Annotated in this window: 16 protein-coding genes and 2 pseudogenes; 7 read left to right on the forward strand and 11 right to left on the reverse strand. The window is 67.3% G+C overall.

The features are described 5' to 3' along the window. Window positions 1-67: 67 nt before the first annotated feature. Entirely contained in the window at window positions 68-2,170 is a 2,103-nt protein-coding gene (locus XcodCFBP4690_RS05970; protein WP_104540088.1) for a M13 family metallopeptidase, read from the forward strand. Between the two features lie 434 nt (window positions 2,171-2,604). After that, window positions 2,605-4,167: a phospholipase D family protein gene (locus XcodCFBP4690_RS05975; RefSeq protein WP_104540089.1), complete on the forward strand. Its 1,563-nt coding sequence runs from the start codon at window positions 2,605-2,607 to the stop codon at window positions 4,165-4,167. A 48-nt stretch (window positions 4,168-4,215) separates the two neighbouring features. On the opposite strand, the gene XcodCFBP4690_RS05980 is transcribed toward XcodCFBP4690_RS05975, so the two are convergent. The 8 genes from XcodCFBP4690_RS05980 to XcodCFBP4690_RS06015 all read right to left on the reverse strand — a co-directional run bounded on the left by XcodCFBP4690_RS05980 (window position 4,216) and on the right by XcodCFBP4690_RS06015 (window position 13,311). Further along, the gene (locus XcodCFBP4690_RS05980) at window positions 4,216-4,539 is read right to left on the reverse strand and encodes a hypothetical protein (RefSeq protein WP_104540090.1); all 324 of its coding nucleotides are present in this window, start codon (window positions 4,537-4,539) and stop codon (window positions 4,216-4,218) included. 398 nt (window positions 4,540-4,937) lie between these two features. Further along, window positions 4,938-6,071: a protein-glutamate methylesterase/protein-glutamine glutaminase gene (locus XcodCFBP4690_RS05985; protein ID WP_208622702.1), complete on the reverse strand. Its 1,134-nt coding sequence runs from the start codon at window positions 6,069-6,071 to the stop codon at window positions 4,938-4,940. Next, complete coding sequence (locus XcodCFBP4690_RS05990) at window positions 6,068-6,874, reverse strand: CheR family methyltransferase (RefSeq protein WP_104540092.1); 807 nt, start codon at window positions 6,872-6,874, stop codon at window positions 6,068-6,070. Before XcodCFBP4690_RS05990 ends, XcodCFBP4690_RS05985 begins: the two co-directional genes overlap by 4 nt. A 3-nt stretch (window positions 6,875-6,877) precedes the next feature. After that, complete coding sequence (locus XcodCFBP4690_RS05995) at window positions 6,878-8,161, reverse strand: EAL domain-containing response regulator (protein WP_104540093.1); 1,284 nt, start codon at window positions 8,159-8,161, stop codon at window positions 6,878-6,880. Window positions 8,162-8,186: 25 nt separating this feature from the next. After that, on the reverse strand, window positions 8,187-8,702 hold the full coding sequence (locus XcodCFBP4690_RS06000) for a chemotaxis protein CheW (RefSeq protein ID WP_104540094.1): 516 nt from the start codon (window positions 8,700-8,702) through the stop codon (window positions 8,187-8,189). 11 nt (window positions 8,703-8,713) lie between these two features. Continuing rightward, window positions 8,714-10,867 (reverse strand): methyl-accepting chemotaxis protein, encoded by a 2,154-nt coding sequence (locus XcodCFBP4690_RS06005; protein ID WP_146091846.1) that lies wholly within the window; start codon window positions 10,865-10,867, stop codon window positions 8,714-8,716. Window positions 10,868-10,958: 91 nt separating this feature from the next. Further along, window positions 10,959-12,962: a chemotaxis protein CheA gene (locus XcodCFBP4690_RS06010; RefSeq protein ID WP_104540095.1), complete on the reverse strand. Its 2,004-nt coding sequence runs from the start codon at window positions 12,960-12,962 to the stop codon at window positions 10,959-10,961. Between the two features lie 19 nt (window positions 12,963-12,981). Then, a complete protein-coding gene (locus XcodCFBP4690_RS06015; RefSeq protein ID WP_104540096.1) occupies window positions 12,982-13,311 on the reverse strand; it encodes an STAS domain-containing protein in 330 nt (109 codons plus the stop codon). 657 nt (window positions 13,312-13,968) lie between these two features. On the opposite strand from XcodCFBP4690_RS06015, the pseudogene XcodCFBP4690_RS23390 reads away from it, so the two are divergent. The 3 genes and pseudogenes from XcodCFBP4690_RS23390 to XcodCFBP4690_RS06025 all read left to right on the forward strand — a co-directional run. Beyond that, window positions 13,969-15,801 (forward strand): annotated as a pseudogene (locus tag XcodCFBP4690_RS23390) (hypothetical protein); the annotation flags it as partial. A 735-nt stretch (window positions 15,802-16,536) separates the two neighbouring features. Beyond that, window positions 16,537-16,926 (forward strand): annotated as a pseudogene (locus XcodCFBP4690_RS23395) (hypothetical protein); the annotation flags it as partial. A 20-nt stretch (window positions 16,927-16,946) separates the two neighbouring features. Next, window positions 16,947-17,606 (forward strand): hypothetical protein, encoded by a 660-nt coding sequence (locus tag XcodCFBP4690_RS06025; RefSeq protein WP_430523607.1) that lies wholly within the window; start codon window positions 16,947-16,949, stop codon window positions 17,604-17,606. Between the two features lie 176 nt (window positions 17,607-17,782). Here XcodCFBP4690_RS06025 and mfd read toward each other — a convergent pair whose 3' ends face one another. From mfd to XcodCFBP4690_RS06045, 3 genes are all read right to left on the reverse strand, one after another. Continuing rightward, on the reverse strand, window positions 17,783-21,250 hold the full coding sequence (mfd, locus tag XcodCFBP4690_RS06030) for a transcription-repair coupling factor (protein WP_104540098.1): 3,468 nt from the start codon (window positions 21,248-21,250) through the stop codon (window positions 17,783-17,785). A 799-nt stretch (window positions 21,251-22,049) separates the two neighbouring features. Then, a complete protein-coding gene (locus XcodCFBP4690_RS06040; RefSeq protein ID WP_047697449.1) occupies window positions 22,050-22,592 on the reverse strand; it encodes a GNAT family N-acetyltransferase in 543 nt (180 codons plus the stop codon). Between the two features lie 396 nt (window positions 22,593-22,988). Beyond that, window positions 22,989-23,894 carry a 23S rRNA (adenine(2030)-N(6))-methyltransferase RlmJ gene (locus tag XcodCFBP4690_RS06045; RefSeq protein ID WP_104540100.1) on the reverse strand — a complete coding sequence of 302 codons (906 nt, stop codon included), beginning with the start codon at window positions 23,892-23,894 and terminating at the stop codon, window positions 22,989-22,991. Between the two features lie 153 nt (window positions 23,895-24,047). Here XcodCFBP4690_RS06045 and creB point away from each other — a divergent pair, with 153 nt between their 5' ends. Together creB and creC are read left to right on the forward strand one after the other, a co-directional pair. Next, entirely contained in the window at window positions 24,048-24,752 is a 705-nt protein-coding gene (gene creB, locus XcodCFBP4690_RS06050) for a two-component system response regulator CreB (protein WP_208622703.1), read from the forward strand. 49 nt (window positions 24,753-24,801) lie between these two features. Continuing rightward, window positions 24,802-26,250, forward strand: coding sequence for a two-component system sensor histidine kinase CreC (gene creC / locus XcodCFBP4690_RS06055; RefSeq protein WP_104540101.1), 1,449 nt, complete (start codon window positions 24,802-24,804; stop codon window positions 26,248-26,250). Window positions 26,251-26,293 lie beyond the last annotated feature (43 nt).

Genomic DNA, 26,293 nt, shown 5'->3' on the forward strand with positions numbered 1-26,293 from the left:
TGGCGGCTCCCGACCGGTTGTCGACTTTTTTCGACCGCGCAGGCGCGGTCATGGTTTGGAGAATTCAATGACGTTGAACAAGTTCGCGCCGCTGTCGCTTGCGCTGGCCATTGCGGGCGCGCTGTCGGCCTGTGGTGCCTCCGACGATGCCCCCAAGGCCGCGCCCGCCGCGCCGCAGGCCGCACCGGCCAGGGTGGATGTGTCCAAGCTGGATGCGCCGATCGTGGCGTTCGGCAGCGGCGACCTGGATCCGGCCATCAACGCGTGCCAGGACCTCAACGGCTTCGTCAACGCCAAGTGGCTCAAGGCCAACCCGGTGCCGTCCGACCGCAGCAGCTGGGGCAGCTTCGAAGTGCTGGCCGAGCGCTCGCTGACCATCCAACATGCGCTGGTGGAGCAGTTGGCGCGCGGCAATCTGTCGGCCGGTTCGGTGGATGCCAAGATCGCCGACCTGTGGCGCACCGGCTCGGACGAGGCGGCCATCGACAAGGCCGGCATCGCCCCGTTGCAGCCGCAATTGCAGGCCATCGATGCGCTGGCCGATGCGCCGGCCATCGCGGCGTGGCTGCGCGACAGCTACGCCAAGGGCCAGGGCTTCGTGTTCTCGTTCGGTGCCAATGCCGACTACAAGAATTCCGAACAGATGATCGCCTACGCGGGGCAGGGCGGTCTGGGCCTGCCCGAGAAGGGCTATTACAGCGATCCGGCGCAGGCCAGGATCCGCGAGCAGTACGTGGCCTATGTCGCGCGCGTGCTGGAGTTGTCGGGCCTTCCCGCCGCGCAGGCGGCCACGCAGGCCAAGGCGGTGATGGCATTCGAGACGCGGCTGGCCAACGCCTCGCTGTCGCGGATCGAGTTGCGCGACCCGGCCAAGCGCTACAACCCGGTCGATGTGGCCGGCGCCAACGCGGTGACGCCGCACTTCGACTGGCAGGCGTTCTTCAGCGCGCTCAAGGTGCCGGCCGGGACGTTCTCGCTGAGCCAGCCCGGTTACTTCGCCGAGCTCGATGCGATGCTTGCCGACACGCCGGTGGACACCTGGAAAGCTTACTTGCGTTTCCACAGCATCGATGAAGCGGCGCCGTATCTGGCCAAGCCGTTCGAGCAGGCCAACTTCGATTTCTATGCGAAGACGCTGCGCGGCCAGCAGGACATGCTGCCGCGCTGGAAGCGCACCTTGAACGCGGTCAACCAGGCGATGGGCGAAGCGCTGGGCCAGCTCTACGTGCAGTCCGCATTCCCGGCCGAATCCAAGGAGCAGATGCAGCAGCTGGTGCAGAACCTGTCCAATGCGCTCAAGGCGCGGCTGGAACAACTGGACTGGATGAGCGACCAGACCAAGCAGCGCGCACTGGAAAAGTGGGCCAGCTTCACGCCCAAGATCGGCTACCCGGATCAATGGCGTGACTGGTCGGGCCTGGAAACGCGTGGCGATGGATTCCTGGCCAACATGCAGGCCGCGCAAGCATTCAACTACCGCTACATGCTGGACAAGATCGGCAAGCCGGTGGACAAGCGCGAGTGGCACATGACGCCGCAGGCGGTGAACGCGTACTACAACGCCACCCGCAACGAGATCGTGTTCCCGGCGGCGATCCTGCAACCGCCATTCTTCGATCCCAAGGCCGATCCGGCGCTGAACTACGGCGGCATCGGTGCGGTGATCGGGCACGAGATGATGCATGGCTACGACGACTCCGGCAGCCAGTTCGATGCCAAGGGCAATTTCGCCACCTGGTGGACCGATGCGGACCGCAAGCTGTTCACCCAGCGCACCGATCAGCTGGTGGCGCAGTTCGACGGCTATGAAGCCATCCCCGGCGTGCACGTCAAGGGCAAGCTGACCCTGGGCGAGAACATCGGCGACCTGGGTGGTTTGACGGTGGCCTACGATGCCTTGCAGATGGCGCTGAAGGAACAGCCCGATGCCAACAGGCAGATCGATGGCTATTCGCAGGACCAGCGCTTCTTCATGAACTGGGCCACGGTGTGGCGCCGCAACTTCACCGACGGCGAATTGCGAGTGCGCTTGAACACCGATCCGCACGCGCCGGCCAACTTCCGCGCCAATGGTGCGCCATCGAACATGCCTGCGTTCGCAAAGGCGTTCCAGTGCAAGCCGGGCGATGCGATGGTGCGCGGCGACAAGGAGCGTGTCGCGATCTGGTAAGCGCCGCGGTTCGAACCGCCGCGCGCGCTCCGGCGTGCGCGTCGCTGGCGGCTGCGGTGTGCAGCAGGCGCGTTGCCGGCGGTCTGGCCTGCACGCCGCACAGCCGAGCCTGTCGCGGCCGGTTGGACCATGGCCAACACGCGACCGTGAAACCAACAGGCCAGTACGGTGTCGGGCATGCGTCACGCGGATGCTGGCTTGCGGCCATCCTGGCGTTCGTTACCCGTGCCGTTTGCCAGGCCTGTTCGGCTGCGCCAGATCGTCGTCCTGGTAGTGGACAGGTGGGCGCGCATGCCGGACGGCGAGACTCGTGCGGCAGTCTGCGGTCCCGGCAGGAATGCCGAAACGCGTTTCAGCACGGGCGATCGCCCGTGCACATGGAGTTGCGTGGCCAAGCTCTACACTGCCGCGCTGGCAGGGCCCTGGGGGCGGCGGTGACCAAGCGGAACATCTTCAACTGGATCGGCATCGGCATGCTGGTGCTCGTGCTGGGCAGTGCGTTGTTGCTCTACGGCTACGGTCGTTTTGCCGACCGCCAGCGTGGGCAGGTCAGCCATGCATTGCCCGCCACGGCGGTAGCCACGTCCATCGACAAGGTCGTGGCGCCGCTGCAGCAGGCGCATGCCGCGCAGACCGGCGTGGTGATCGTGTCGGACAACACCGATGCCTTTGCGGTGCGCGCGCTCACCGCGCGTGCGGCCGGGCGCAGCCTGGATCTGCAGTACTACATCTGGCACGCCGATTTCACCGGCAACCTGTTGCACAACGAGTTGCTGCGCGCGGCCGATCGCGGCGTGCGCGTGCGGTTGCTGCTGGACGACATGAATATTCACGGCAGCGACTCGGTGCTTGCCGCGCTCGACAGCCACCCGTTGATCGAGATCCGCCTGTTCAATCCGACCCGCGCGCGCGAAGGCACGCTGATGCGTGGGGTGGAGATGGTGCTGCGCATGGTCAGCATCAATCGGCGCATGCACAACAAGGCCTGGATTGCCGATGGGCGGATCGCGGTGGTGGGCGGCCGCAACGTGGGCGACGAGTATTTCGACGCCGCGCGCGAGACCAACTTCATGGACATGGATGCGGCCGTGGTGGGGCCGGCGGTAGGCCAGGCCGAGCAGGTGTTCGACGCCTACTGGAACAGCCCCAACGCGCTGCCGCTGGCCGCATTGGTCACGGCCAAGCCGCAGGCGCTGGACGCACTGCGCGGCAGCCTGGATGCCGGGCTGGACTCCGCGCGGGCGCGGCCCTATGTGCAGCGCCTGCAACAGGCACCCAGCGTGCAGGCCTTGATGCAGGGCGATCGCGCGGTGCACTGGCTTGACCACGCACGCATCGTTTCCGATCCGCCGGAAAAGGCCGACGGCGCGCCGCCGCAGGCGGACTGGATGACACCGATACTGATCGGCGAGATGGCCCACGCGCAGCGCGAGTTGAAGGTGATCTCGCCGTATTTCGTGCCGGGCGAGGAGGGCATGCGCTGGATCGGCGAGCTGCGCCAGCGCGATGTGCGCGTCGACATCCTGACCAATTCGCTGGCCGCCAACGACGTGGTGGCCGTGCACAGCGGCTATGCCGACTACCGCGTGCCGTTGTTGCAGCAGGGCGTGCGCCTGCATGAGCTCAAGCCGATGGGCGAGCCCGATGGCAGCCTGTTCGGTTCCAGCGGCGCCAGCCTGCATACCAAGGCGTTCGTGGTGGACGATACGCGCGGCTTCATCGGTTCGTTCAACCTGGACCCGCGCTCGATGAACCTCAATACCGAGATGGGCTTGCTGTTCGAGGACCGCGCCGTGACCGCGGAGCTGGAGCGCCTGTACCGCCAAAAGGTGAGTGCGCCGCTCAGTTATCGGGTGACGCTGGAACAGGGTGAGCTGCGTTGGCACGACGATGCGGCGCAACCGCCGCAGGTGTGGGCACGCGAGCCGGCTGCCAGTCTGTGGCGGCGCAGTGCGGCCACGGTACTGGGATGGTTGCCGCTGGATTCGCAGCTGTGAGGGCTGCCGGCGCACGCCAGCGGCGCGCGTCGGCAGCGCAGGCCAATGTCAGTGCAGGCGGTCGCGTGGTGAGCTGTCAGGCGATTCAGGCGCGTTGGATGCATCGCCCTGCCAATGGCCCATCGCAAGCAAGGCGGCGCGTGCCTGTACCCATTCCGGATGAAGGCCAGGCTGCGAGTGCGGATCCTGCATGGCCAGCGTCTGCTGCAGGTGCTGCTGCCGGAAACGTTCTTCTTCGGTGGTGCCAGCCGGCGGCGCTGTCGTGGCAGCGCAGTGGATATGGGTACCTGCGTCGATGACGGGGTCGACGAATAGCGTGTCGACGCTGACCGGATCGATGAACAGGCTGTCGGTGAGATCGCGTGTGGCCATGCTGCACCTCCTGTCCCGGGACGGCGCTTGCCATCGCATCGGGTGACCCGCGCAATGCTGGGTCTTCAAGCAAGATAGCGGCAGCGGCGGTGGATCTTTAGGGCCAGGCGACCAAGGGTTTCCATGGCCCGGAAGGACGGATACCGCGCACACAGCCGTCCGGCGTGCGGCCTGGCGAGTGCCATGGGCAGCGGGCCGCCGCGCTGGCGATGCCCGGACGGCGCCGTGCCGGTGTCCTGCGCGCCGTGTCGTGACCGATGCGCCGATCACGTTATCCGGTACCGGTCCGACTGCGTCGCCAACCAGGCCCGGTGCAGTGCGGGCTGGCTGCGCACTGTGCGCCGGATGATGTTTGCCGGACTGCCGGCAATGCGGTCGCCACGACCGGTGGGCGATGCCTACTGCAACTGCGTGACGATCTCGCGCGCCATCGCGCCCAGCGGCAGGATGCGGTCGGCGCCGCCGCGCTTGATCGCTTCCTTGGGCATGCCGAACACGATGCTGGTGTGTTCGTCCTGGGCCACCGTGCGTGCGCCGGCCTGGCGCATTTCCAGCAGGCCGGCGGCGCCATCGTCGCCCATGCCGGTCATGATGATGCCCAGCGCATTGCTGCCGGCCGCGCGTGCGGCCGAGCGGAACAGCACATCCACCGACGGACGGTGCCGGTTGACCGGCGGGCCTTCCATCACCTCCACGAAATACTGCGCGCCGCTGCGCCGCAGCAGCAGGTGCTTGCCGCCGGGGGCGATCAATGCGCGGCCGGGCATCACCCGGTCGTTGTTGGCGGCTTCCTTGACCGCGATCTGGCACAGGCCGTTGAGGCGCGCGGCGAAGGCCGCGGTGAACTTCTCCGGCATGTGCTGCACGATGACGATGCCCGGGCACACCCGCGGCAAGGCGGTGAGCACTTCTTCCAGCGCCTGGGTGCCGCCGGTGGAGGTGCCGATGGCCACGATGCGCTCGGTGGTCTGTGCTAGCGCACGCCCGCTCTGGGCGGGAAGGATCACATCGGCGGTGTGCTTGACCTCGGCTTCCAGCGGCGCTGCGGTGACGCGCGCGGCCAGCCGCTTGACGTTGGCGCGTGCGGCGCTGCGCACCGTGGCCACCAGCTCATCGGCCGAATCGGTGAGGAATTGCTTGAGCCCCAGCCGCGGCTTGGTCACCACCGCCACTGCACCGGCGGCCAGCGCATCCATGGTCACGCGTGCGCCCTTCTCGGTGAGCGTGGAGCAGATCACCACCGGGGTGGGGCGCTCGCTCATGATCTTGCGCAGGAAGGTGATGCCGTCCATACGCGGCATTTCCACATCCAGCACGATCACGTCCGGCCACTGCTGGCGCATCTTCTCGATCGCCAGCAACGGGTCGGCGGCGGTGGCGATGACCTCGATGCCCTGCGCATCGTTGAGCACGCCCACCAATACCTGGCGCACCACCGCCGAATCGTCGACCACCATCGCCTTGATGGTGCTGGTGCCAGGTGTGGCGGCGGGTCGGGTGAACGCTGTCGGCACGACGGATCCTTGGCTCACGCTTTGCGGAAGATCGAGGGTGCCACCTGGACCAGATCGATGTCGAGTTCGCTCAGGCTCTCCGAATGGCCGATGCAGAAATAGCCACCCGATTTCAGGTTGGCCAGCACGCGCAGGATCACTTCACGCTTGGTCTGGCCATTGAAATAGATCATGACATTGCGCAGGAAGATCGCATCGAAGCTGCCCAGCGGCGGCAGCGCGGTGTTGAGGTTGGCATGCACGAACTGCACGCGCTCGCGCAGGCGCCGTTCCACCAGCAAGGTGCCGACGTACTCGCCCTGGCCGCGCAGGCAGTAGCGCTTGAGATACGGTTGCGGAATGCCGTCGATGCGCTGCAGCGCGTAGTGCCCGGTGCGCGCCTTGGCCAGCACGCGGGTACTGATGTCGGTACCCACCACCTCGAACGGGCGCCCCTGCAAGCTGTCGTCCAGCACCATCGCCATGCTGTAGGCCTCTTCGCCGCTGGAACTGGCCGCGCTCCAGCAACGGAACGGCAGCCCGCCACGGTGCTCGCCGGCGAGTTTGCGCAGCAGATCGAAATGCTTGGGCTCGCGGAAGAAATAGGTTTCGTTGGTGGTCAGCAGGTCGATCGCGGTCTGGATCTCCACGCGGTCCTGGCGGCTTTCCAGCAGCTGCAGGTACTGCGTGTAGCTGTCGAACTGATGCTCGCGCAGACGCTTGCCAAGGCGGCCGCACAGCATGGCCTTCTTGCCCGAGGAAATGCTGATGCCGGCCGCTTCGAAGATGAAGCGCTGGAAGCGGCCGAACTCCTGTTCGGTGATGGCAGTGGCGGTACTCATGATTCAGGCCACGTCCGCATCGGCGGAGAAGGAATCTTCGCTCAGGCGCGCGATGCGCACGGCGTGTTCGCGCCACCAGTCCGACAGCATCGGCCCGGGCATCGGCGACCCCATCAGATAGCCTTGCGCCAGATCGCAGCCCAGCTCGCGCAGCAGGCGCCAGTCGTCCGGGGTTTCCACCCCTTCGGCCACCGCGGTCAGCTCCAGCCGATGCGCCAGCTCCAGCGTGGATTCGAGCACGGTGCGCTGGCTGCGGCTGCGATGGGCGGCCTGTACGAAACTGCGGTCCAGCTTGAGTTCGGTGAACGGAATGCTGGCCAGGCGCTGCAGCGACGAGAAACCGGTGCCGTAGTCGTCGATGGACAGGCCGAAGCCGTGCAGGCGCAGCCGCGCCAGCATGCTTAGTGCGTTGGCCGGCTCCACGATGGCGCTTTCGGTGAGTTCCAGCACCAGGTCGGCCGGGCTCAGGCCGTTGTCGCCCAGCTTGGCGCACAGTTGCTCGAGAAAGTCCTCTTCGCCGAGCAAGCGGGGCGACAGGTTCAAGGCCAGGCTCAGCTCGAAGCCCTCGCCGCGCCACTCCACCAGCTGCGCGATGGCCTTGTCGATCACCTGCTGGGTCAGCGCATGGATCAGGCCCTCGCGTTCGGCCAGCGGGATGAAGCGGTCCGGCCCGATCATGTCGCCCTGCGGGCGGCGCCAGCGTGCCAGCGCTTCTACCCCGCGCAGGCGGCCGTCCTTCAGGTCGAGCTTGGGTTGATAGGCCACGCGGATCTCGCCGCGGCGCATGGCGCGGTCCAGGCGCGAGGCCGCCGCACCGCCGCTGGACATCAGCGGCGAGATCGCCGTCGGCGATGCGGCCGGCGCGGCAGCGCTGGATCTGGGTTCGCACTCCAGCACGGTGGCCAGATCCTGCAGGTTCATCGGTTTTTCGATACCGCCGAGCACGCGCACGCCGGCGCTGCGGCTCAGTTGCATCACCGCGTCGATCAATGCGCCGCCGCGTTGCGATACCACCACCACCGGCACGCCGTATTGGCCGCGTGCCAGCGCATCGAGCAGCTGCACGCCGTCCATGCCGGGCATTTCCAGGTCGATCAGCAGCAGCGACGGCGCGCTGGCGCGGCCCAGCCACTCCAGCGCGGCGTGGCCATCGGCGGCGCCATCGACCACATTGGCGCCAAGCTGGCGGCACAGCGCCATGGCGTGTTCGCGCTGGACCACGCTGTCGTCGACGACCAGCACCGGGCCGGCCAGCGTGCAGTTGCAGGAAAGAAGGGCGGGGCGCATGGGAATCCTTGCGTACAGGCGGCTGTCAGGCCGCCAGTGCGGCGGTGGGGAGCTGGGCCAGGGCATCGTGGCCCAGCACGGCATCGGCATCGAGCAGGATCACGAAGCGTTCGCCGATCTTGCCCATGGCATGGATGAAGTCGCGCGGGATGCCGGCACCGAAGCTGGGCGTTTCCACGATGTCCTCGGCTGCGATGTCCAGCACTTCGCTCACCGCATCCACCAGCAGGCCGAGCACCTGATGCCCGTCGCCATGGGCGATCTCCACGATCACGATGCAGCTGCGCTTGGTGATCGGGCTGGCGGTGCGGCCCACGCGCTGCTGCAGGTCCACCACCGGCACCACCGCGCCGCGCAGGTTGATCACCCCGCGCAGGGCCGGCGGCATCATCGGCACATCGGTAGGCACACGGTATTCGATGATTTCCTTGATGCCGAGAATGCCCAGGCCGAACATTTCCTTGCCCAACGAAAAGGTCAGGTATTGCTGCGGCGCCGTGGACGACGGCGCGCCGGTGACTGCGCTGCTGTGCGGTTGCATCGTCGGCTCCTTCAGAAACTGGCGAACTGCGATTCGTCGATGGCATCGGCGGTCGCGGCCAGCGCGCCGATCTGGCGCACGTTGGTGCGCCGCGCCGGTGCGTGGATGGCCGTGGCCTGGCTGGCCTGTACCACCCGACGCGGACCCGGACGGCTGGCCTGGCTTGCGCCACGCCCGCCATTGCCCAGCCGGAAGAAGCCCATCAACTGCTGCAACTGCTCGGCCTGCGCGCTCATTTCCTCCGAGGTGGCGGCCAGTTCTTCGGCGTTGGCCGCGGCCGACTGCGTGGTCTGGTTCAACTGGCCCACGGCGGTGTTGATCTGGCTGACGCCGGCGGTCTGTTCTTCGGAGGCAGCGGCGATTTCTTGCACCAGGTCGGAGGTGCGGCGGATCGAGGGCACCATCTCGCCGAGCACGCGGCCGGCGCTTTCGGCCAGATCCACGCTGGAACCGGCGACCTCGCCGATTTCCTGCGCGGCGATCTGGCTGCGTTCGGCCAGCTTGCGCACTTCGGCGGCCACCACCGCAAAGCCCTTGCCATGTTCGCCCGCGCGGGCCGCTTCGATCGCAGCATTGAGCGCGAGCAAGTTGGTCTGGTAGGCGATGTCGTCGATGATGCCGATCTTCTTGGCGATGTCCTTCATCGCCACCACGGTGGCGCGCACGGTGTCGCCGCCGTCGGCCGCTTCGCTGGCGGCCTTGGCGGCCATGCTGTCGGTGACGCGCGCGTTCTCGGTGTTCTGCGCGATGGAGGCGGTCATCTGCTCCAGCGAGGCGCTGGTCTCTTCCACGCCGGCGGCCTGTTCGCTGGCGGCCTGGGCCAAGGCCTGCGCGGTGGCGCTGACTTCCTCGGAGGCGCTGGCCAGGTTCTCGGCGTTGCGGTTGACCTCGTCGACGATTTCAGTGAGGCGGCTCATGGTGGTGTTGACGTAGCGCTGCATGTCGGCGAAGGCGCCTTCGTAGCGGCCTTCCACGGTGTGGGTGAGGTCGCCTTCGGCCATCGCGCCCATCACCTGGATCACTTCGGAGATGCTGCGCAGGTTGCCGCGCGCGCGCTCCACGGTCTCGTTGATGAAGGCCTTCTTGCCCGGCAGCTGCGCCAGCGGCGCATCGAAGTTGCCGCGGCCGAATTCGGCCATCACGCCCATGGCCAGTTTCTTCACCGCGATATGCGCACCTACCATCTGGTTGATACCGACCGCCATGCTGCGGAAGTCCCCATCGAAGCGGGCGGTGTCGATGACCACGTCGATGTCGCCGGCCTCGTGTTCGGCCGACATGTGGTTGATCTCGGCGATCAGCCCGGTGAGATTGCCGCGTACCTGTTCGATCGTCTCGTTGATGAAGCGCTTCTTGCCCGGCAGCAGCGGCAGCTGCGCGGTGAAGTTGCCGCGGCCGAACTCGCCCACGCAGGCGATGGCCTGCTTCTTCACCGCGATGTGGCCGGCGACCATGGCATTGATGCCTTCGGCCATACGGCGGAAATCGCCGGTGAAGCGCTGGGTGTCGATGACCACGTCGATATCGCCGGCATCGTGTTCGGCCGACATGCGGTTGACCTCGGCGACCATGCCGGTGAGGTTGCCGCGGATCTGGTCGACGATCTCGTTGATGAAGGCCTTCTTGCCCGGCAGCCGCTCCAGCTCGGCGGCGAAGTTGCCGCGGCCGAATTCGGCCACGCAGGCCATGGCCTGCTTCTTGACCGCGATGTGGCTGGCCACCATGCGGTTGATGCCATCGCCCATGGTGCGGAAATCGCCATCGAAGCGTGCCACGTCGATACGCGCATCGATGTCGCCGGCGTCGTGTTCGCGCGACACACGGTTGATCTCGTCGTTGACGTGGCGGATCCCGCTCTGCACCTTGCGCAGTCCGCGCAAGACATCGCTGGCCTGTTGCTCGCCGACCTGCGGCAGGGCGACATCGAAATTGCCGCGGGAGAAGGCGTCCAGGGTCGTGGTCGCCAACTCCAGCGAAGCGCCGGCGCGGCTGATGGCCCAGGCCAGCAGGGCGGCGCTGATCAACGCGGCGACCACGCTGGCAGCCAGCAGGGCGGCGTGCGATAGCGTCAGCGCGAAGCCGGCGACGATGACCAGGACGGGCAGGGCGACGGCAAGCGCGGCGGTGAACCACAACTGCGTAGCGATCGGAAGACGGTGTGACATGGCGGTAGCTTCCTGGGGTCAGGGAACAACGAAACGAACGATGCGATTGGCGAACGACGACGCCGGCGATATGCAGGGATGACGCGGGCGCTCAGGCGGCCAGCGCGTCCTGCGGCGGAAGCAATTGCTGGACCAGGCTGGGCACGTCCAGGATCAGCGCGACATCGCCGCTGCCCAGGATGCTCGAGCCGCTGATGCCCTTGACCTGGGCGAACACCTTGGACAGCGGCTTGATCACCGTCTGCCATTCGCCCAGCAGGGTATCCACGACCAGGCCGAAACGCTGCGTGCCCTGGCGGATCACCACGATGCTCTCGCGTGCCGGCGTCTTGCCGCCGAGCGCGAACAACTCGCGCAGGCGCACATACGGCAGCACCCGGCCGCGCAGGTCGATGTAGTCGCTGGCATAGTCGGGCGTGAACTCCACGCACTCTTCCACCACATCCAGCGGTACCACGAACACCGACTTGCCCACGCCGACCTGGAAGCCATTGATGATGGCCAGGGTCAACGGCAGGCGTACCGAAATGGTGGTGCCCAGCCCGGCGGTGCTGTCGATGTCCACCGTGCCGCGCAGCGCAGTGATGTTGCGCTTGACCACATCCATGCCGACGCCGCGGCCGGACAGGTTGGTGACCTTTTCGGCGGTGGAAAAACCCGGCTCGAAGATCATGGCGAACACTTCGCGGTCGCTGAGCTGGCGGCCGGGTTCGACCAGGCCGCGTTCCAGCGCCTTGGCCAGGATCTTGTCGCGATTCAGTCCTCCACCGTCGTCGGTGATCTGGATGACGATGCTGCCGGAGTCGTGATAGGCGTTCAGGCCCACGGTGCCGCGTGCCGGCTTGCCGCGCGCCACGCGCACTTCGGCCGGTTCGATGCCATGGTCCATCGCATTGCGCACCAGATGGGTGAGCGGGTCGCCGATCTTTTCCACCACCGACTTGTCCAGTTCGGTGTCTTCGCCGGCCACTACCAGTGCGATGTCCTTGCCCAGCTCGCGTGCCACATCGTGCACCACGCGCTGGAAGCGGCTGAAGGTGCCGCCGATCTTGACCATGCGCAGCTGCAGCGCGCTTTCGCGCACATCTTCCACCAGTCCTGCAAGGATCGAGGCCGACTCCAGCAACTGCGCATCGCCGCTGCGCTGCGCGTTGGCATTGGTGCTGGCCACGGCAATGATGAGTTCGCCGACCAGATCGATCATGCGGTCGAGCTTGTCGGCATCGACGCGAATGGAACGCGCATCGGCGCCGCCGCGTGCGCCGCCGTCGGCTGCCGCGCGCGGCGGCGTGGCGGCCGGCACCGCGGCGAGTGCGCTGGCCGGTGCAGCCGTCGCCGGCGCGCTGGTCACCACGGCTGCCGCATCGGTCGGTGCCGGCACGGCGGCGATCTCCAGCGCGCAATCGTCGCGCACGAACTCGAACACGTCGTCGATGGCGGCGCGATCGGCATCGCTGCGCAGCAGGATCTGGAAGCCGAGATAGTTGGCCTCCGGATCGAGCTCTTCGAAGGTGGGCAGCTGGCTGTAGTCGGTGCTGATCGATTCCACCGAACCCAGGCTGCGCAGATTGCGGATCAGCTTGAGCGGCGAATTGCCGAAGCGCAGCGCGTCTGCAAACAGCGTCAGGCCGATGCGCCAGTAGCCGCTCTGTTTTTCCGGCGTGGCGTGTTGCGCGGCGGCTGCGGTGACGCCACAGCTGCTGCCTTGCAGGTAGGTCTGCAACTGCGCCAAGAGCGGTTCGGCTTCGGCGGCCAGCGCGGCCGGATCGGCATGGCTGGGGTCGGCGGCGGTTTCCACCAATGCGTGGATGTGGTCGCAGCACACCAGCAGCAGCGCGATCAGTTCCGAACTCAGTGTCAGCGCTTCGTCGCGTACCAGATCCAGCACGCTTTCCACCACATGGGTGAAGCCCACCAGCTGCGGCAGATCGAATAGGCCGCCCGAGCCCTTGATAGTATGCGCGGCGCGAAAGATCGCGTTGACCGCATCCGGCGAAGACTCGCCGCGCTCGGCTTCGAGCAGGTGGCGTTCCATGTCTTCGAGTAGATCCCGGCTTTCGGCCAGGAACGTCTGCATCAGCTGATTCATGTCCATGCGCGCGTCACCGGGTCCGTTAGTGAAGTCGTGCGTCGAGACTTGCGACCGCATGCGGATACAAGGCTTCGAGCAGGCCGAGTAGTTCGATCACATCGACCACCGCGCGGCTGGAATCGGTGAGCGAGAACGGCCGTCCATCGGCCTGGATCGCCTGCTTGGTGGCCAGCAGCAACTGCAGGCCGGTGGTGTCGATCTCGCTGACTGCGCCCAGGTCCAGGTGCAGCCCACCCGGATGCGCCAGTGCCGGTTGCAGCAGCGGCTTGAGTTCGGCGGCGCGACGGATCGTCATCTCGCCCTCCAGGGCAAGCGTCAACGGCGCGGGGAAATCGGACGATAGGGTGGTCATGGGTGCCTCGAGCGATGCGGTGCGCAGCGTGCGCGATGACGCGGGGAAGGTCGCTGTGGCGTGATCGGCGTGGGCGGGGTGCGCACGCCGGGCATGCCGGTCTATGCAGGTATCGGCGCCCGGCCGGAATATTTAGGTCAAATTCAGCGCGATGACGGAAATGCGAAACCTGTCACTGCACGGGAATTAATTGCTCAGGTTTGTCGCAGACGGGCTCAGGGGCCAGATGTCCTGGACAGTCCCGGGGACAAAAGTGCCTGCAAGAGCCAGGCTCATGCTCGCGAAGTGCGCTGCCGCATCGGGATGATGCATCTGCCGCGGCGAACGCGAGCGATGCGATTCATCGCGCATCACCGCAGTCGTTGGCGGCATGGAGATCCTCAAGCCTGCGCAAGCAAGCGCAGCGATAGCTGCAGGCAGGCACTGCGTTGCCTGCGCTCATCACCGCGCTTGAGCCTGTTTTCATGGCGCCACGGCGCGGCGCAATGATGTGCGTCAGCCGGATACCAATGCCGCCAGCAGGCCGCATGTGGCGTTAAAGCGGTCCGCACCCTCGGGCGGCGGCAACTTGATGCGCAGTTTTTCCTGGCCATTCATCGCGTAGATCTTCGGCAGTTTCTGGATCGTCACGGCCACTTCGAACACCACGGATACTGCACTGCCGATGGCGTGGACAACCCCACCGCCACGCCCATCGTCGCCAGCTACCAAAAGGCCCGCGAACTCAGGTACCGGGCCACCACTGCCGCCGCCGCACTCGCTCTCAAAGATGCGCCTGCGCCCGCTGATCCGTATCGCCAGCCGGCCAACGCCACCGACCGCCCGAGCCTGAGCACCGCCGACTGGCGACACGATCCGGCAGACGGACAATGGCATCGTCTGGTCAAGACCGCGGTCTCCGGTGCCAACGAGCGCGGCAGCTACGTGCAGGAGACCGCCTTGCCGCCACGCGCGGCCGAACTGGAGGCGCAGGCGCAGGCCACCATCGCCTGCAACATCGCCAACAGCCCAGGGGCGATCGCCGCGCGTTATGAACTGGCCTACCACCGCAGCGGCTGGGCCGCCGATGGGCTGCCGATGTCGCCGGCCGTGCAGCAAGCGTTGCCGGATCCTGATGCGCTGACCGCCTCGGACGGTCAGCGCTACTACCGCAACATGGAAGGCCAGTGGACCAGCCACGGCGCTCCGCCCGATGCCAATCGCGTGCTGGAACTGGAGACCACGCGCGCCATGCTGCAGCCGGCGCTCGCCGAGCAGGCCCAGGCAATTGCCGCCATCCGGCAAATCCCGCCGTCGCCGCAGGACGTGCAGCGCGAGCAGACGCTGTACCGCTACCGCATCGTGGGCACGGAACTGCAGCCGCACTGGCGCGAAGCGATCGAGCTGGCGACACAGCGCACCCGCGAAGCGAAAGGACTCGCAGGCGATGGCGCCATGCAGCTGCAGCGGGGCCCCGGCGGTCAGTACGGCGCCGACAGCCCGATCGTCCATCTGCAGCGCGGTGCCGATGGCGTGGCGCGCATTGCAGCGGTCACCAGCACCGAGGACATCCGTCAGGCGCTGCAGGAGGTACGTGCGCAGCAACGGCAGCAGCCATCATCGCCCGACCAACCAGGCCGCCACGTCGCATCCGCGGCGTGCCCATCTGACGGCGCTGCCGATGCCGATACGTCTGGCGCCTCTGCCGCGTCCAGCCCGCAGTTGCTGCTGGATGTGCAGGCGCGCACGCAGGCCGCCCACGCGGCCCAGGAGCGTCAGGAACGCATCCAGCAGGATCGCCTCGCGCAGGAGCAGCATGCCGCGCAGGTGCGCGAACACCTTCAGCAGGCACCATCGGAGCACGACGACCGCGGCCGCGCCGAGCAAGCACTCCAGGCACGCGCGGTGTTGGCCGCTCAGCACGACACGCAGGAGCAACGCGAGCGGGCAGAGCGCCTGCTGCAGGAGCGCCAGGCACAGACCAGCCAGCAGCGCGAGCTCCAGCAGCGTGAAGAAAAGGACATCCAGCAGCGTCACACGCAGCACGCCCGACACCACGAGCAGGAGCAACGCAACACCCAGCGTGTGCAGCAAACCGATCTGGCGCGCGACGCCGAAAAGCACCAACAGCCGCCGCCGGAGCAGGACCCGCAGCAACGCGCATCGGGATTCCCTCAGGCCCAGGACGTCGAGCAACCGGTTCCCGCGGGGCAACACGTCCAGCGGGTTCAAGCGAAGGATGCGCCTCCTGGGCAGGCACAGGAATCTTCACTGGGCCACGCGGCGGCCGCTGAGGCACAGCGCGTCCCGCTGCAGGCCGCAGAGCAGGAGCAAGCAGCCGTCTCCCCTGCGCCATCGGAGCGCTTTGTCGCAGAGGCACTGCCAGTTCCGGCCCGGCAGCAGGCACGCGAGGACGCTGTACCGACCACACCCGACATGCCGGCCGCGCGCACGTCGCTGCTCGAGACCGAGACCGCACAGCAAGTCACGCTGGATGGGCCCGCACAGGAGTCTGACGCCCAACACGGCCGGAAGGCGTTTGCCCAGGACACGGCGGTGTCGCATATCACGCCCACAACCGCGTGGCGCGATGCGGACCTGCGCAACCCCGAACCGCAAGCCCCGGCCCCGCCGCAGGGGCCATTTCCTGCGGAGCCGCCGGACGCACAGAAACATCCACCACGGGTCGCGCTCATGCATCCGCAGGTGCCATCCACTGCGTCACTGGCCGACGAGCGCTACGAGACGGCGCCCGCGCAGGACCTGCAGACACGAGCGCCGACTGTAGCGCAGGAGCCAGCTCGGCCGCCTCCCTCCACCCGCTTGGAGGACACCACGGTGCGGTCACCGGAGGCAGGTGGCACCGATCGCGCTGTGGCGCTGCCCGAACATGCACACGCTGCGGTCCAGGCGCCTTTGGCATCGCAGGTCGCCGCCGCCGCTGTCGATGGTGCCGATGCGCCCGCCCGCCCCGACCCGGCGTCGCCAACGCCGCCGACGATGCGTGCACTGCGGGCGCAACTCGAGCAGGAGTTCGCGCGAAACGCCCGGATTGCCGAACAACGGCAGGCACGGGTGGCGCGCGGAGAACTGCCGTTCACAGAGCTGGAACTACGCGGCGAGCACGACCCCAATGGCGCCGTGGCGAAGGTGGACGCAGCCTATCCGCCGCGCGAGGCGATGGCACAAGGAAGTACGCCCGACACCGCCAGTGCTGCCACGACGCAGCCTGGCAACGCACACGGGGATCTGCAGCCGCCGCTGCACAAGGACATCAGCGCAACCCCGGACGTCAACGATCTGCTGTATGCCCTCCACTCCAAGAACGATCTGGCCATCGACGAAGCGCTCAGGCGGATTGCCGGCAACCCGGTCGCCAATGCGCTGGCCCAACGTGGCCGTGACCATCTGCAAGCCAATGCCCAGCAGGAGGCGCAGGAGCAGGTGACTGCACGTCAGGCGTTGGGAATGGACGTGACCGCGGAGGTACAGACCAGCCGTGGCCCGATGATGGTGTTGACGCTGCCGCAGTTTGCCACCGGCCCCATGATGCACTATGGCCCTCAAGGGGACGGCGGTGGCGGTGGAGACGGTGGCGGAGGTGGAGGTGGCGTAGGAGGCGGTGGTGGTGGATAGTCCACGCAAGATGCGCTGCATTGACGCTTTGGAGAGAGACGATGAACGGTCAGAACATTCCCGAACTGTTGCAAGCCAACGCCATCCTTGGGGCGTCGAATCAGAAGTTGCAGGAAACCATCGATGCCATGGCCGTGCTGATTGCGACCATGCAGCAACGCGACGACCGCATGCATGAGCAGGTGCGGCAGCAGTTGCAGCGGTTGCAGGACGCGGTCAACAGTGCCGATCTGCGGGTCAACCGGATGGTGGAGAGCGCGCTGCCGCGGCTGGTGCAACTGAGCCAGCAGGCGCTGGCCCCGGCGGTGGAGCGATTCGACGCGACACTGGCCGCGGCCGGGCAGAGGCTTGGGCAAACCACGCAGCGTTTTACGCATGCGCAACAGTCTCTCGAAACCACCGTCACGCGGCGCATGTGGGTCGCTTCAGTCAGCCTGCTTGCGGCAGGCGCCCTCAGCGTGATGGTGGCAGGCTACGCGCTTTACACCGCCAAGGCGGCGGCTGCCGAAGTAGCGCACTACCGTGCAGAAGTAGCGTATCTGGACAGGGTCATGCGCGCGGACCTGGTGCCCTGCGGCAAGGATCGGCTATGCGCGGTTTTCGAGAAGAAAGCCACACGCTATGGTGATCGCGCCCAATACCGGGAGATTGCACTGCGCGCTCCCGCGTCGCAGCCATAAGGGCGGCTAGAGCAGAGCAACGGCGCCTCGGTCTTGGATGTATGCAGACGGTGCGCGGCATCGAGCAGAACATGCCGCGCTTGGTTGCAACATCGCTGGTCTGCGCCAACGGCCATTTCCGATCATTCGCGGCTGCCACAGGCGTGCTGCCGGTGTGACGAGAAACGCCGCCGTCGTCAGCCCGGTGCCAGCGCCGCCAGCAGGCCGCGTGCGGCATTGAAGCGGTCCGCGCCCTCGGGCAACGGCAACTTGATGCGCAGTTTGTCTGGGCCATCCATCGCGTAGAGCTTCGGCTGCTTCTGGATCATCTGGATGATGGTCATCGGGTCGATCGAGGGCTTGGCTTCAAACACCAGGCGCCCGCCGTTCTCGCCCAGATCCAGCTTGCGGATGCCCAGGACATTGGCCTGCAGCTTGAGCTCGGCGATGGCGAACAGGTGTTTGACAGGGTCCGGCAACAGACCGAAACGGTCGATCATTTCCACCTGCAATTCGCGCAAGGCCTCGGCATCGCGCGCGCTGGAAATGCGCTTGTACAAGGTCAGGCGGGTGTGCACGTCGGGCAGGTAATCCTCGGGAATCAGCGAGGGCACGTGCAGTTCCACCTCGGCACCGCGCACTTCCTCGCCGGCATCCAGGTCGGGCAGCTTGCCCTGGCGGATGCTGCGCACCGCGCGTTCCAGCAGCTCGGTGTAGAGGCTGAAACCGACCTCGGCCATCTGTCCGCTCTGGTCCTCGCCCAGCAACTCACCGGCACCGCGGATTTCCAGGTCGTGCGTGGCCAGCGTGAAGCCGGCGCCGAGCTCGTCCATCGAGGCGATCGCTTCCAGGCGTTTTTCCGCATCGGATGTCATCGAGCGCCGGTCCGGCACCACCAGATACGCGTAGGCGCGGTGATGCGAACGGCCGACGCGGCCACGCAGCTGGTGCAGCTGGGCCAGGCCGAAGCGGTCGGCGCGGTTGATGATGATGGTGTTGGCGTTGGGAATGTCGATGCCCGATTCGATGATCGTGGTCGACAACAACACGTTGAAGCGTTGCTTCTGGAAATCCAGCATCACCCGCTCCAGCTCGCGCTCGGGCATCTGCCCGTGCGCGATGCCGATGCGCGCTTCGGGCACCAGTTCGGACAGATCGCGCTGCATGCGCACGATGCTTTCCACATCGTTATGCAGGAAGTACAGCTGCCCGCCGCGACTGAGCTCGCGCTGGAACGCTTCGCGCAGCAGGGTGTTGTCCCAGGCGGTGATGAAGGTCTGCACCGCCAGCCGGTTCGGCGGCGGGGTGGCGATAATGGACAGGTCGCGCAAACCGGCCATGGCCATGTTGAGCGTGCGCGGGATCGGCGTGGCGGTCAGCGTGAGCAGATGCACATTGGCGCGCATCGCCTTGAGCGCTTCCTTCTGCCGCACGCCGAAGCGTTGCTCCTCGTCCACGACGACCAGCCCGAGATCCTTGAACTTCACGTCCGGCTGCAGCAGCCGGTGCGTGCCGATGATCACGTCGATGTCGCCGCTGGCGACCTTCTCCAGTTCGGCCTTGATCTCCTTGGTGCTCTTGAAGCGCGAGAGCACTTCCACCTTCATCGGGTAATCGGCGAAACGGTCGCGGAAATTGCGGTAGTGCTGTTCGGCCAGCAATGTGGTCGGCACCAGCACGGCGACCTGCTTGCCGGCGCTGGCCGCGGCAAACGCCGCACGTACCGCCACTTCGGTCTTGCCGAAACCCACGTCGCCGCAGACCACGCGGTCCATCGGCTGGCTGCTGGCCAGATCGCGCAGCGTTGCATCGATGGCGGCCAGCTGGTCGCCGGTTTCCTCGAACGGGAATCCGGCCGCAAACGGCTCGTACATCGCGCGGTCCACCTGCAACGCCAGGCCGGCGCGCGCGCGGCGGCGCGCCTGTATTTCCAGCAGTTCGGCAGCGACGTCGCGGACCTTTTCGGCCGCCTTGCGTTTGGCCTTGGTCCATTGCTCTCCGCCCAGCGAGTGCAGCGGCGCGGTCTCGGCCGAGGCACCGGAATAGCGGCTGATCAGGTGCAGCTGTGCCACCGGCACGTACAGCCGATCGCCCTTGGCGTATTCGATTTCCAGGAACTCGCCGGGCATGCCGCCGGCATCGAGCACGATCAGGCCGCGGTAGCGGCCCACGCCGTGATCCTCGTGCACGATCGGCGCGCCTTCGGACAGCTCGCCCAGGTCGCGGATGATCGCTTCCGGTTCGCGTCCCACCCGGCGCGTGCGGCGCGGCTGGTTGGCCCGTTCGGGAAACAGCTGGCGCTCGGTGAGCACCGCGATCTGCGGGTCGTCCAGCGCAAACCCATCTTCCAGCGGCGCCACGGTAATGCCGAAACGCAGCGTTGTGGCGGCCAGGAACGCAGGCAGGTCGGCGACCACCTCCGGCTTGAGCTGTGCGGCGGCCAACACTTCCATCAAGGCTTCGCGACGGCCGGCCGAATCGGCGGCCACCAGCACGCGGCCCGGATAGTGGCCCAGGAAGGAGGCCAGCGCCTGTCCGGCGGGCGCGTCCTTGGCCGCCACCGGCAACGGCGGCAACGGCTGGTCGCCGAGCGCGGATGCCTCGTCGAGGCGCGGGTGGTCGGCTGGCCACACCTCGATGCGCGCCAGCTTGTTGAGCCGCTCGCGCAGCGCATCGGGGGACTGATACAGCTCGTCCGGCGGCAGCAGCGGGCGTTCCACATCGTGGCGACGCTGTTCGTAGCGGTGTTGGGCCTGGGTCCAGAACGCGTCGGCGGCGTTGGAGACGCCGGTGGCGATCACCGGCAGCACGCGCTTGTCCAGGTAATCGAACAAGTTGGCGGTCCTGTCGAAGAACATCGGCAGGTAATACTCCACGCCCGAGGGCGCGATGCCGGATTTCAGGTCCTGATACAGCGCACTGCGGCGGGTATCCACATCGAAACGTTCGCGCAGGCAGGCCAGCACGCGTTCGATGCTGGCATCGTCCATCGGCACTTCGCGGCCGGGCAGCATCTTGACCGCGTCCACCTTGTCCAGCGAACGCTGCGACTCGGGGTCGAAGGCGCGGATCGAATCGATGTCCTCGTCCAGCAGTTCGATGCGCAGTGGCGTGTCCGCACCCATCGGGAATACGTCCAGCAGGCCGCCGCGCACCGCGAAATCGCCCGGATCCATCACCTGCGGCACGTTGCGGTAGCCGGCGCTTTCCAGACGGCGTTTTTCCGCCTCCAGATCCAGCCGTTGGCCAACGGTGAGATCGAAGCTGCCGCCCACGATATAGCTCAGTGGCGCCAACTGCTGCAGCAAGGTCTGCACCGGCACGATCACCACGCCGCGGCTCAGGCCGGGCAGGCGATGCAGCGCTGCCAGCCGCTGGCTGATGATCTCCGGGTGCGGGCTGAACTGGTCGTAGGGCAGGGTTTCCCAGTCGGGAAACGGCACCACCGGCAGCGACGTCGATTCACCCAGCAGGGCATGCAGATCGGCTTCGATCTGGTGCGCGCTCTGGTTGTCGCGTGCGATCACCAGCAGCGGCCCGGCATGCGCCTCGGCAGCCCGCGCGATCGACCAGGCCAACGCAGTGGGAGACGACGGTGCGCGCCAGTAGGCGCGGAGCTGGCCGGACTTGGGCAGCGGCGGAGAGGGGTAGGTAGGCGACGGCATCAGCCGGCGATTTTATCAGAGCCCCCGCAATGCTCGGTCCATCTGGCGTGAAAGCGGGCAGTGGGCCATGCGCGAACAGTTTCGCCAGGTTCTGCTTGGCTTGCCGCTGCCGTGACCGGCCGAGGTTGGAGTAACAGCTGAGTGGGTCGAGTGCGCGGTGCCCTCACCGCTTGCGGGACACGACGTGAATCCGTCCGTGGAGGCTCGGTGGCGGCATCCATGCCGCCACACGGTCCCGCAAGCGGCGAGGACACCGCGCCAGACGGTTTTACGGGGCGCCTTGGTATGAGCCAAACACAGCGGGCGTCAGCGCAGCGATCCTCTCGGCGGGTTTCGCAGCGTACCGTCGAGGAACGCCGGGCCGCCGACTGGCGTGAAAGCGGGCAGTGGGCCGTGCGCGAACAGTTTCGCCAGGTTCTGCTTGGCTTGCCGCTGCCGTGACCGGCCGACGTTGGAGTCACAGCTGGGTGGGTCGAAGGCGCGGTGTCCTCACCGCTTGCGGGACACGCCGTGAATCCATCCGTGGAGGCTCGGTGGCGGCATCCATGCCGCCAACGGTCCCGCAATCGGTAAGGGCACCACGCCAGACGGTTTTACGTGGCACCGCGGTATCAGCCAAACACAGCGGGCGTCAGCGCAGCGATCCTCTTGGCGGGTTTCGCAGCGTACCGTCGAGGAACGTCAGGCCGCCCCGGAAAGTGGATTTCCCGTGATGCAGCAAAACATGAGCCCCGATCATCCAAGATAACCGCGATCCGCTTTCACGAATCCCAAATCCCGAATCCCGAATCCCAGCCCCTCAGGCATCCAACTCCAGCACCATCCGCACCAGCTCCGGCGAGTCAGGATGCGCCTGCGGCTTGAAGCCCAGCGATTCGGCCAGCTGCAGCATCGGCACGTTGCTCTGCAGCACGTCGCCGAACAGGCAATCGAGATATTTGCGGCGCGCCCACTTGACCAGCTTGCGCATCAGCTGCCGGCCCAGCCCCTGGCCGGCGACGAAGCTGCTGACCAGGATGGTGTACTCGGCCTGGCGGGTGCCCGGCACCAGCGCTGCCCGCGCCACCGCGCCGACCAGCGCTTCGCCCGGCGGCAGCTGCTCGGCGGCGACCAGCACGATCTCGCTCTTGGGGTTGGGATGGGTCAGGCGTTGCACCATCTCCGGGGTGATCTCGGCGGAGGAGCGCACGAAGCGCGCACGGATCTCCTCCGGTCCCAGCAGGCTGAATGCCCCTTGCAGCGGCGGGCCGTCCTCTGGACGGATCGGGCGGAGCAACAGGGTGCGGCCATTGGGCAGGCTGAAGTTTTCATGCCAGGGAGGCATGCGATTGCGGATGGCCATGACCGGTATTCCTTAAAGATCGGAAGATTCTGGCACCAGCTCGGCGCGCGACCGTGAATGAATCCGGTGCGTCGCTGAGAGCCAACGAGGGGTGGCAGTGCTTCCCACGCAACTGTAACGAGCCGAGCCGTGAGCCAGTCGTGAGAGTGCTGGGACCGGCGTTGGCAGGGGCGTGGCCCGTCGACGCGTGGCCTGCCACGCCGCACTGGCACTATCGCCGCGCAGCATCACCGCGGCCGCGCGGGCAGCCCAGCGGCCGGGTACACCGGTGGTGCCGTGCAGCGCATGCAGGGGAGTCTGCGTCAACTGCCTGGCGCGGTGACAGCCGGCAGCCGACCGCAGCACAGCGTCCAGCCGTTCCGGCTGCCATCGGCCACCACCACGGCCGGCGGCCGATCAGGCGTCCTGGCGCAGCCACTCCAGCCGGGTGGAGGCGCCGGGTTCGCCCAGATGCTGCTTCAGTACCGGCAAGGCCGGCGCCAGCACCTGGTCGAACTGCCAGGGCGCGTTGACGATCAGCAGCCCGCTGCCGGTCAGGCGCAACGGCGAGTCGTCCGGGCGCACCTGCAGCTCGGCCACCAGCACCGATTTGGCCGGCAGCGCGGCGGCCTTACGCATGAACGGCTGCAGGCTGCGACGCAGCTTGATCGGGTACCACACCATGCAGATCGCCTGCGGCCAGCGCGCCAGCACCTCGCGCACGCTGTGGATGATCTGCGGGTATTCGGCATCCTGCGCTTCGTAGGGCGGGTCGATCAGCACCAGCCCGCGGCCGATCCTGGTGTCGCCCGCGCGCGGCGGCAGGAAGGCGCGGATCGCCGCATAGCCGTCGCCGGCGTGCACGCGCACGCGGCTGTCCTTGTCGAACAGGTGCTTCAGTGCCTGGGCTTCGTCCGGCTGCAGTTCGCAGAACGCCATGCGGTCCTGAGCGCGCAGCGCTTGGGCGGCCAGCAGCGGCGAGCCGGGGTAATGGTTGAGCTGGATGCCGGCAGTGGGGCGCGCCGGCTTCTGCCCGGCGGCGGCGCGCGCGGGGAGCTGGTTGTCGGCCTGCACCGCGCGCAGGTAGCGCTCGACCACCTCCGGCAGGGTGGATGCGGCCATCAAGCGCATCACCCCCGCATCGGCTTCGCTGGTCTTGCGGCTTTCCTCGCCGCCGAGCGGGTAGCGGCCGCGCCCGGCGTGGGTGTCGAGCACGAAGAACGGGGTGTCCTTGCGCTTGAGCGAGTCGATCAGCGCCAGCAAGGCGATGTGCTTGAGCACGTCGGCATGGTTGCCGGCATGGAAGGCGTGGCGATAGTTCATCGCGGCAGTGTAAGCGGGCGCGGGGGTTTGCGCTGGGATGCGCGGTCGCCCGCGGTCTGCTGCAGCCGGCGCGGCCGGTGCCGGCGAAGGGCTGCGCTGGCGGGAACCTCGCGCGCGCTGCGTCGGCGCTATAGATCGTGCACGCCTGCGGCTATGCTGCGCGCCATGTCCGACACTCCCGTCCGCGTGCTCGTCGTCGAAGACGAGGCCGCCATCGCCGATACCGTGCTGTATGCGCTGCGCAGCGAAGGCTATGCGCCCGAACACTGCCTGCTGGGCCGCGAGGCGCTGGCGCGGCTGCGTGCCGAGCCGGCCGACCTGGTGGTGCTGGATGTGGGCCTACCGGACATCAGCGGCTTCGAGGTCTGCCGCAGCCTGCGCAGCTTCAGCGAGGTGCCGGTGATCTTCCTCACGGCGCGCAACGACGAGATCGACCGCGTGCTGGGGCTGGAGCTGGGCGCCGACGACTACATGGCCAAGCCGTTCTCCCCACGCGAGCTGGTGGCGCGGGTGCGGGCACGGCTGCGTCGCCGCAGCGTGGCAGCGGCGGCCGAACCCGGCTGGCAACCGCATGGCGCCTTTGCGATCGACCGCGACGGCAGCCGCATCCGCTATGGCGATGCCCTGCTGCCGCTGACCCGCTACGAATACGCGTTGCTGGCGGCATTGCTGCAGCGTCCCGGCGCCATCCTCAGCCGCGCGCAGTTGATGGACCGAGGCTGGGACGCCAGCGCCGACAGTGCCGACCGCACCGTCGACACGCATATCAAGACCCTGCGCGGCAAGCTGCGCCAGGCCGGCGTGCCGGCCGATCCGATCCGCACCCACCGTGGCCTCGGCTACGCGCTGGAGCTGTAGCCGATGATCTTGCGCAGGGCTGCGTGCATCACCCGGGCGGTGCGCTGAGATGCGGCTCGGGCTCAAGCTGTTCCTGGGGTTTTTCCTGATCGTCGGGCTGGCCGCGTTCTTCGTGATGCGGGTATTCGTCAACGAGGTCAAGCCCGGCGTGCGCCAGGCGATGGAATCCACGCTGGTGGATGCGGCCAATGTGCTGGCAGAAATGGCCGGCCCCGAGCTTGCGCAAGGCACGATTGCCAGCGGCAGTTTCGCCCGCCATCTGACGCAGGCGCAGCAGCGCGACCCCAAGGCCTGGGTGTGGCGCTTTCGCAAGAACAACGTGGACTACCGCGTCACCGTGACCGATGCGCGGGGCGTGGTGGTGTTCGATTCGCTGGGCCGCGATGTGGGCCGCGACAATTCGCGCTGGAACGATGTCTACCGCACCTTGCGCGGCGAATACGGTGCGCGTTCCAGCCCGGAGATCGATGGCGACCCCACCGCGACGGTGATGCATGTGGCCGCACCGATCTATGCGCCGGACGACCGCAAACGACTGATCGGCGTGCTGACCCTGGCCCAGCCCAATCGCAGTATCGATCCCTTCATCGAGGCCAGCCAGCGCAACATCCTGCAGCGCGGCGCCTGGCTGATCGGCATTTCCGCATTGATCGGCATCGCGATGACCTGGTGGCTGATGCGCGGCATCGGCCGGCTCAATCGCTATGCGCAGGCGGTGAGCGCCGGCATCCCGGTGCCGCCGCCCAAGCCGCGCGGCGACGAGATCGGCGACCTCGGCCAGGCGCTGGAAACCATGCGCCGCAAGCTGGAAGGCAAGGCCTACGTGGAGCAGTACGTGCAGTCGCTGACGCACGAGATGAAAAGCCCGCTGGCGGCGATCCGCGGCGCCTCGGAACTGCTCACCGAACCGTTGCCGGACGCCGACCGCCAGCACTTCGTCGCCAGCATCCGCGCGCAGGAACAGCGCCTGACCGAAACCATCGACAAGCTGCTGGCGCTGGCCGAAGTGGAACAGCACGGCTGGCTGCAGACGCGCGAGCGCATCGCCGTGTCCGGCCTGCTGCAGGCGGCGGTGGATGCCGTGGCGCAACGCGCTGCCAGCGCCGGGGTGCAGGTCGAGATCGATGCCGCAGGCCTGGCGGCCGGCAGCCAGGCCGTGCACGGCGATGCCTTCTTGCTGCGGCAGGCGCTGATCAACCTGCTGGAAAACGCCATCGCGTTCTCACCGGCGGGCAGCAGCGTGTCCCTGCGCACGCAAGTGCAGGACGCGCAGCTGCAGTTGCTGGTCGAAGACCGCGGCAGCGGCGTGCCGGACTACGCGATCGAACGCGTGTTCGAGCGCTTCTACTCGCTGGCCCGCCCGCAGACCGGGCAACGCAGTTCCGGCCTGGGCCTGCCGTTCGTGCGCGAGGTGGCGCGCCTGCACGGCGGCGAGGTGGCCTTGCGCAATCGCGAGGCCGGCGGCGCGGTGGCGGCACTGTGCCTGCCTCGTGGTTGAAGCGCATCGCGTGGCGTGCGCACCAGGCCGGCGGACGATTGCC

The sequence above is a fragment of the Xanthomonas codiaei genome, from assembly GCF_002939785.1.
GTDB classification, from domain to species: Bacteria; Pseudomonadota; Gammaproteobacteria; order Xanthomonadales; family Xanthomonadaceae; genus Xanthomonas; species Xanthomonas codiaei.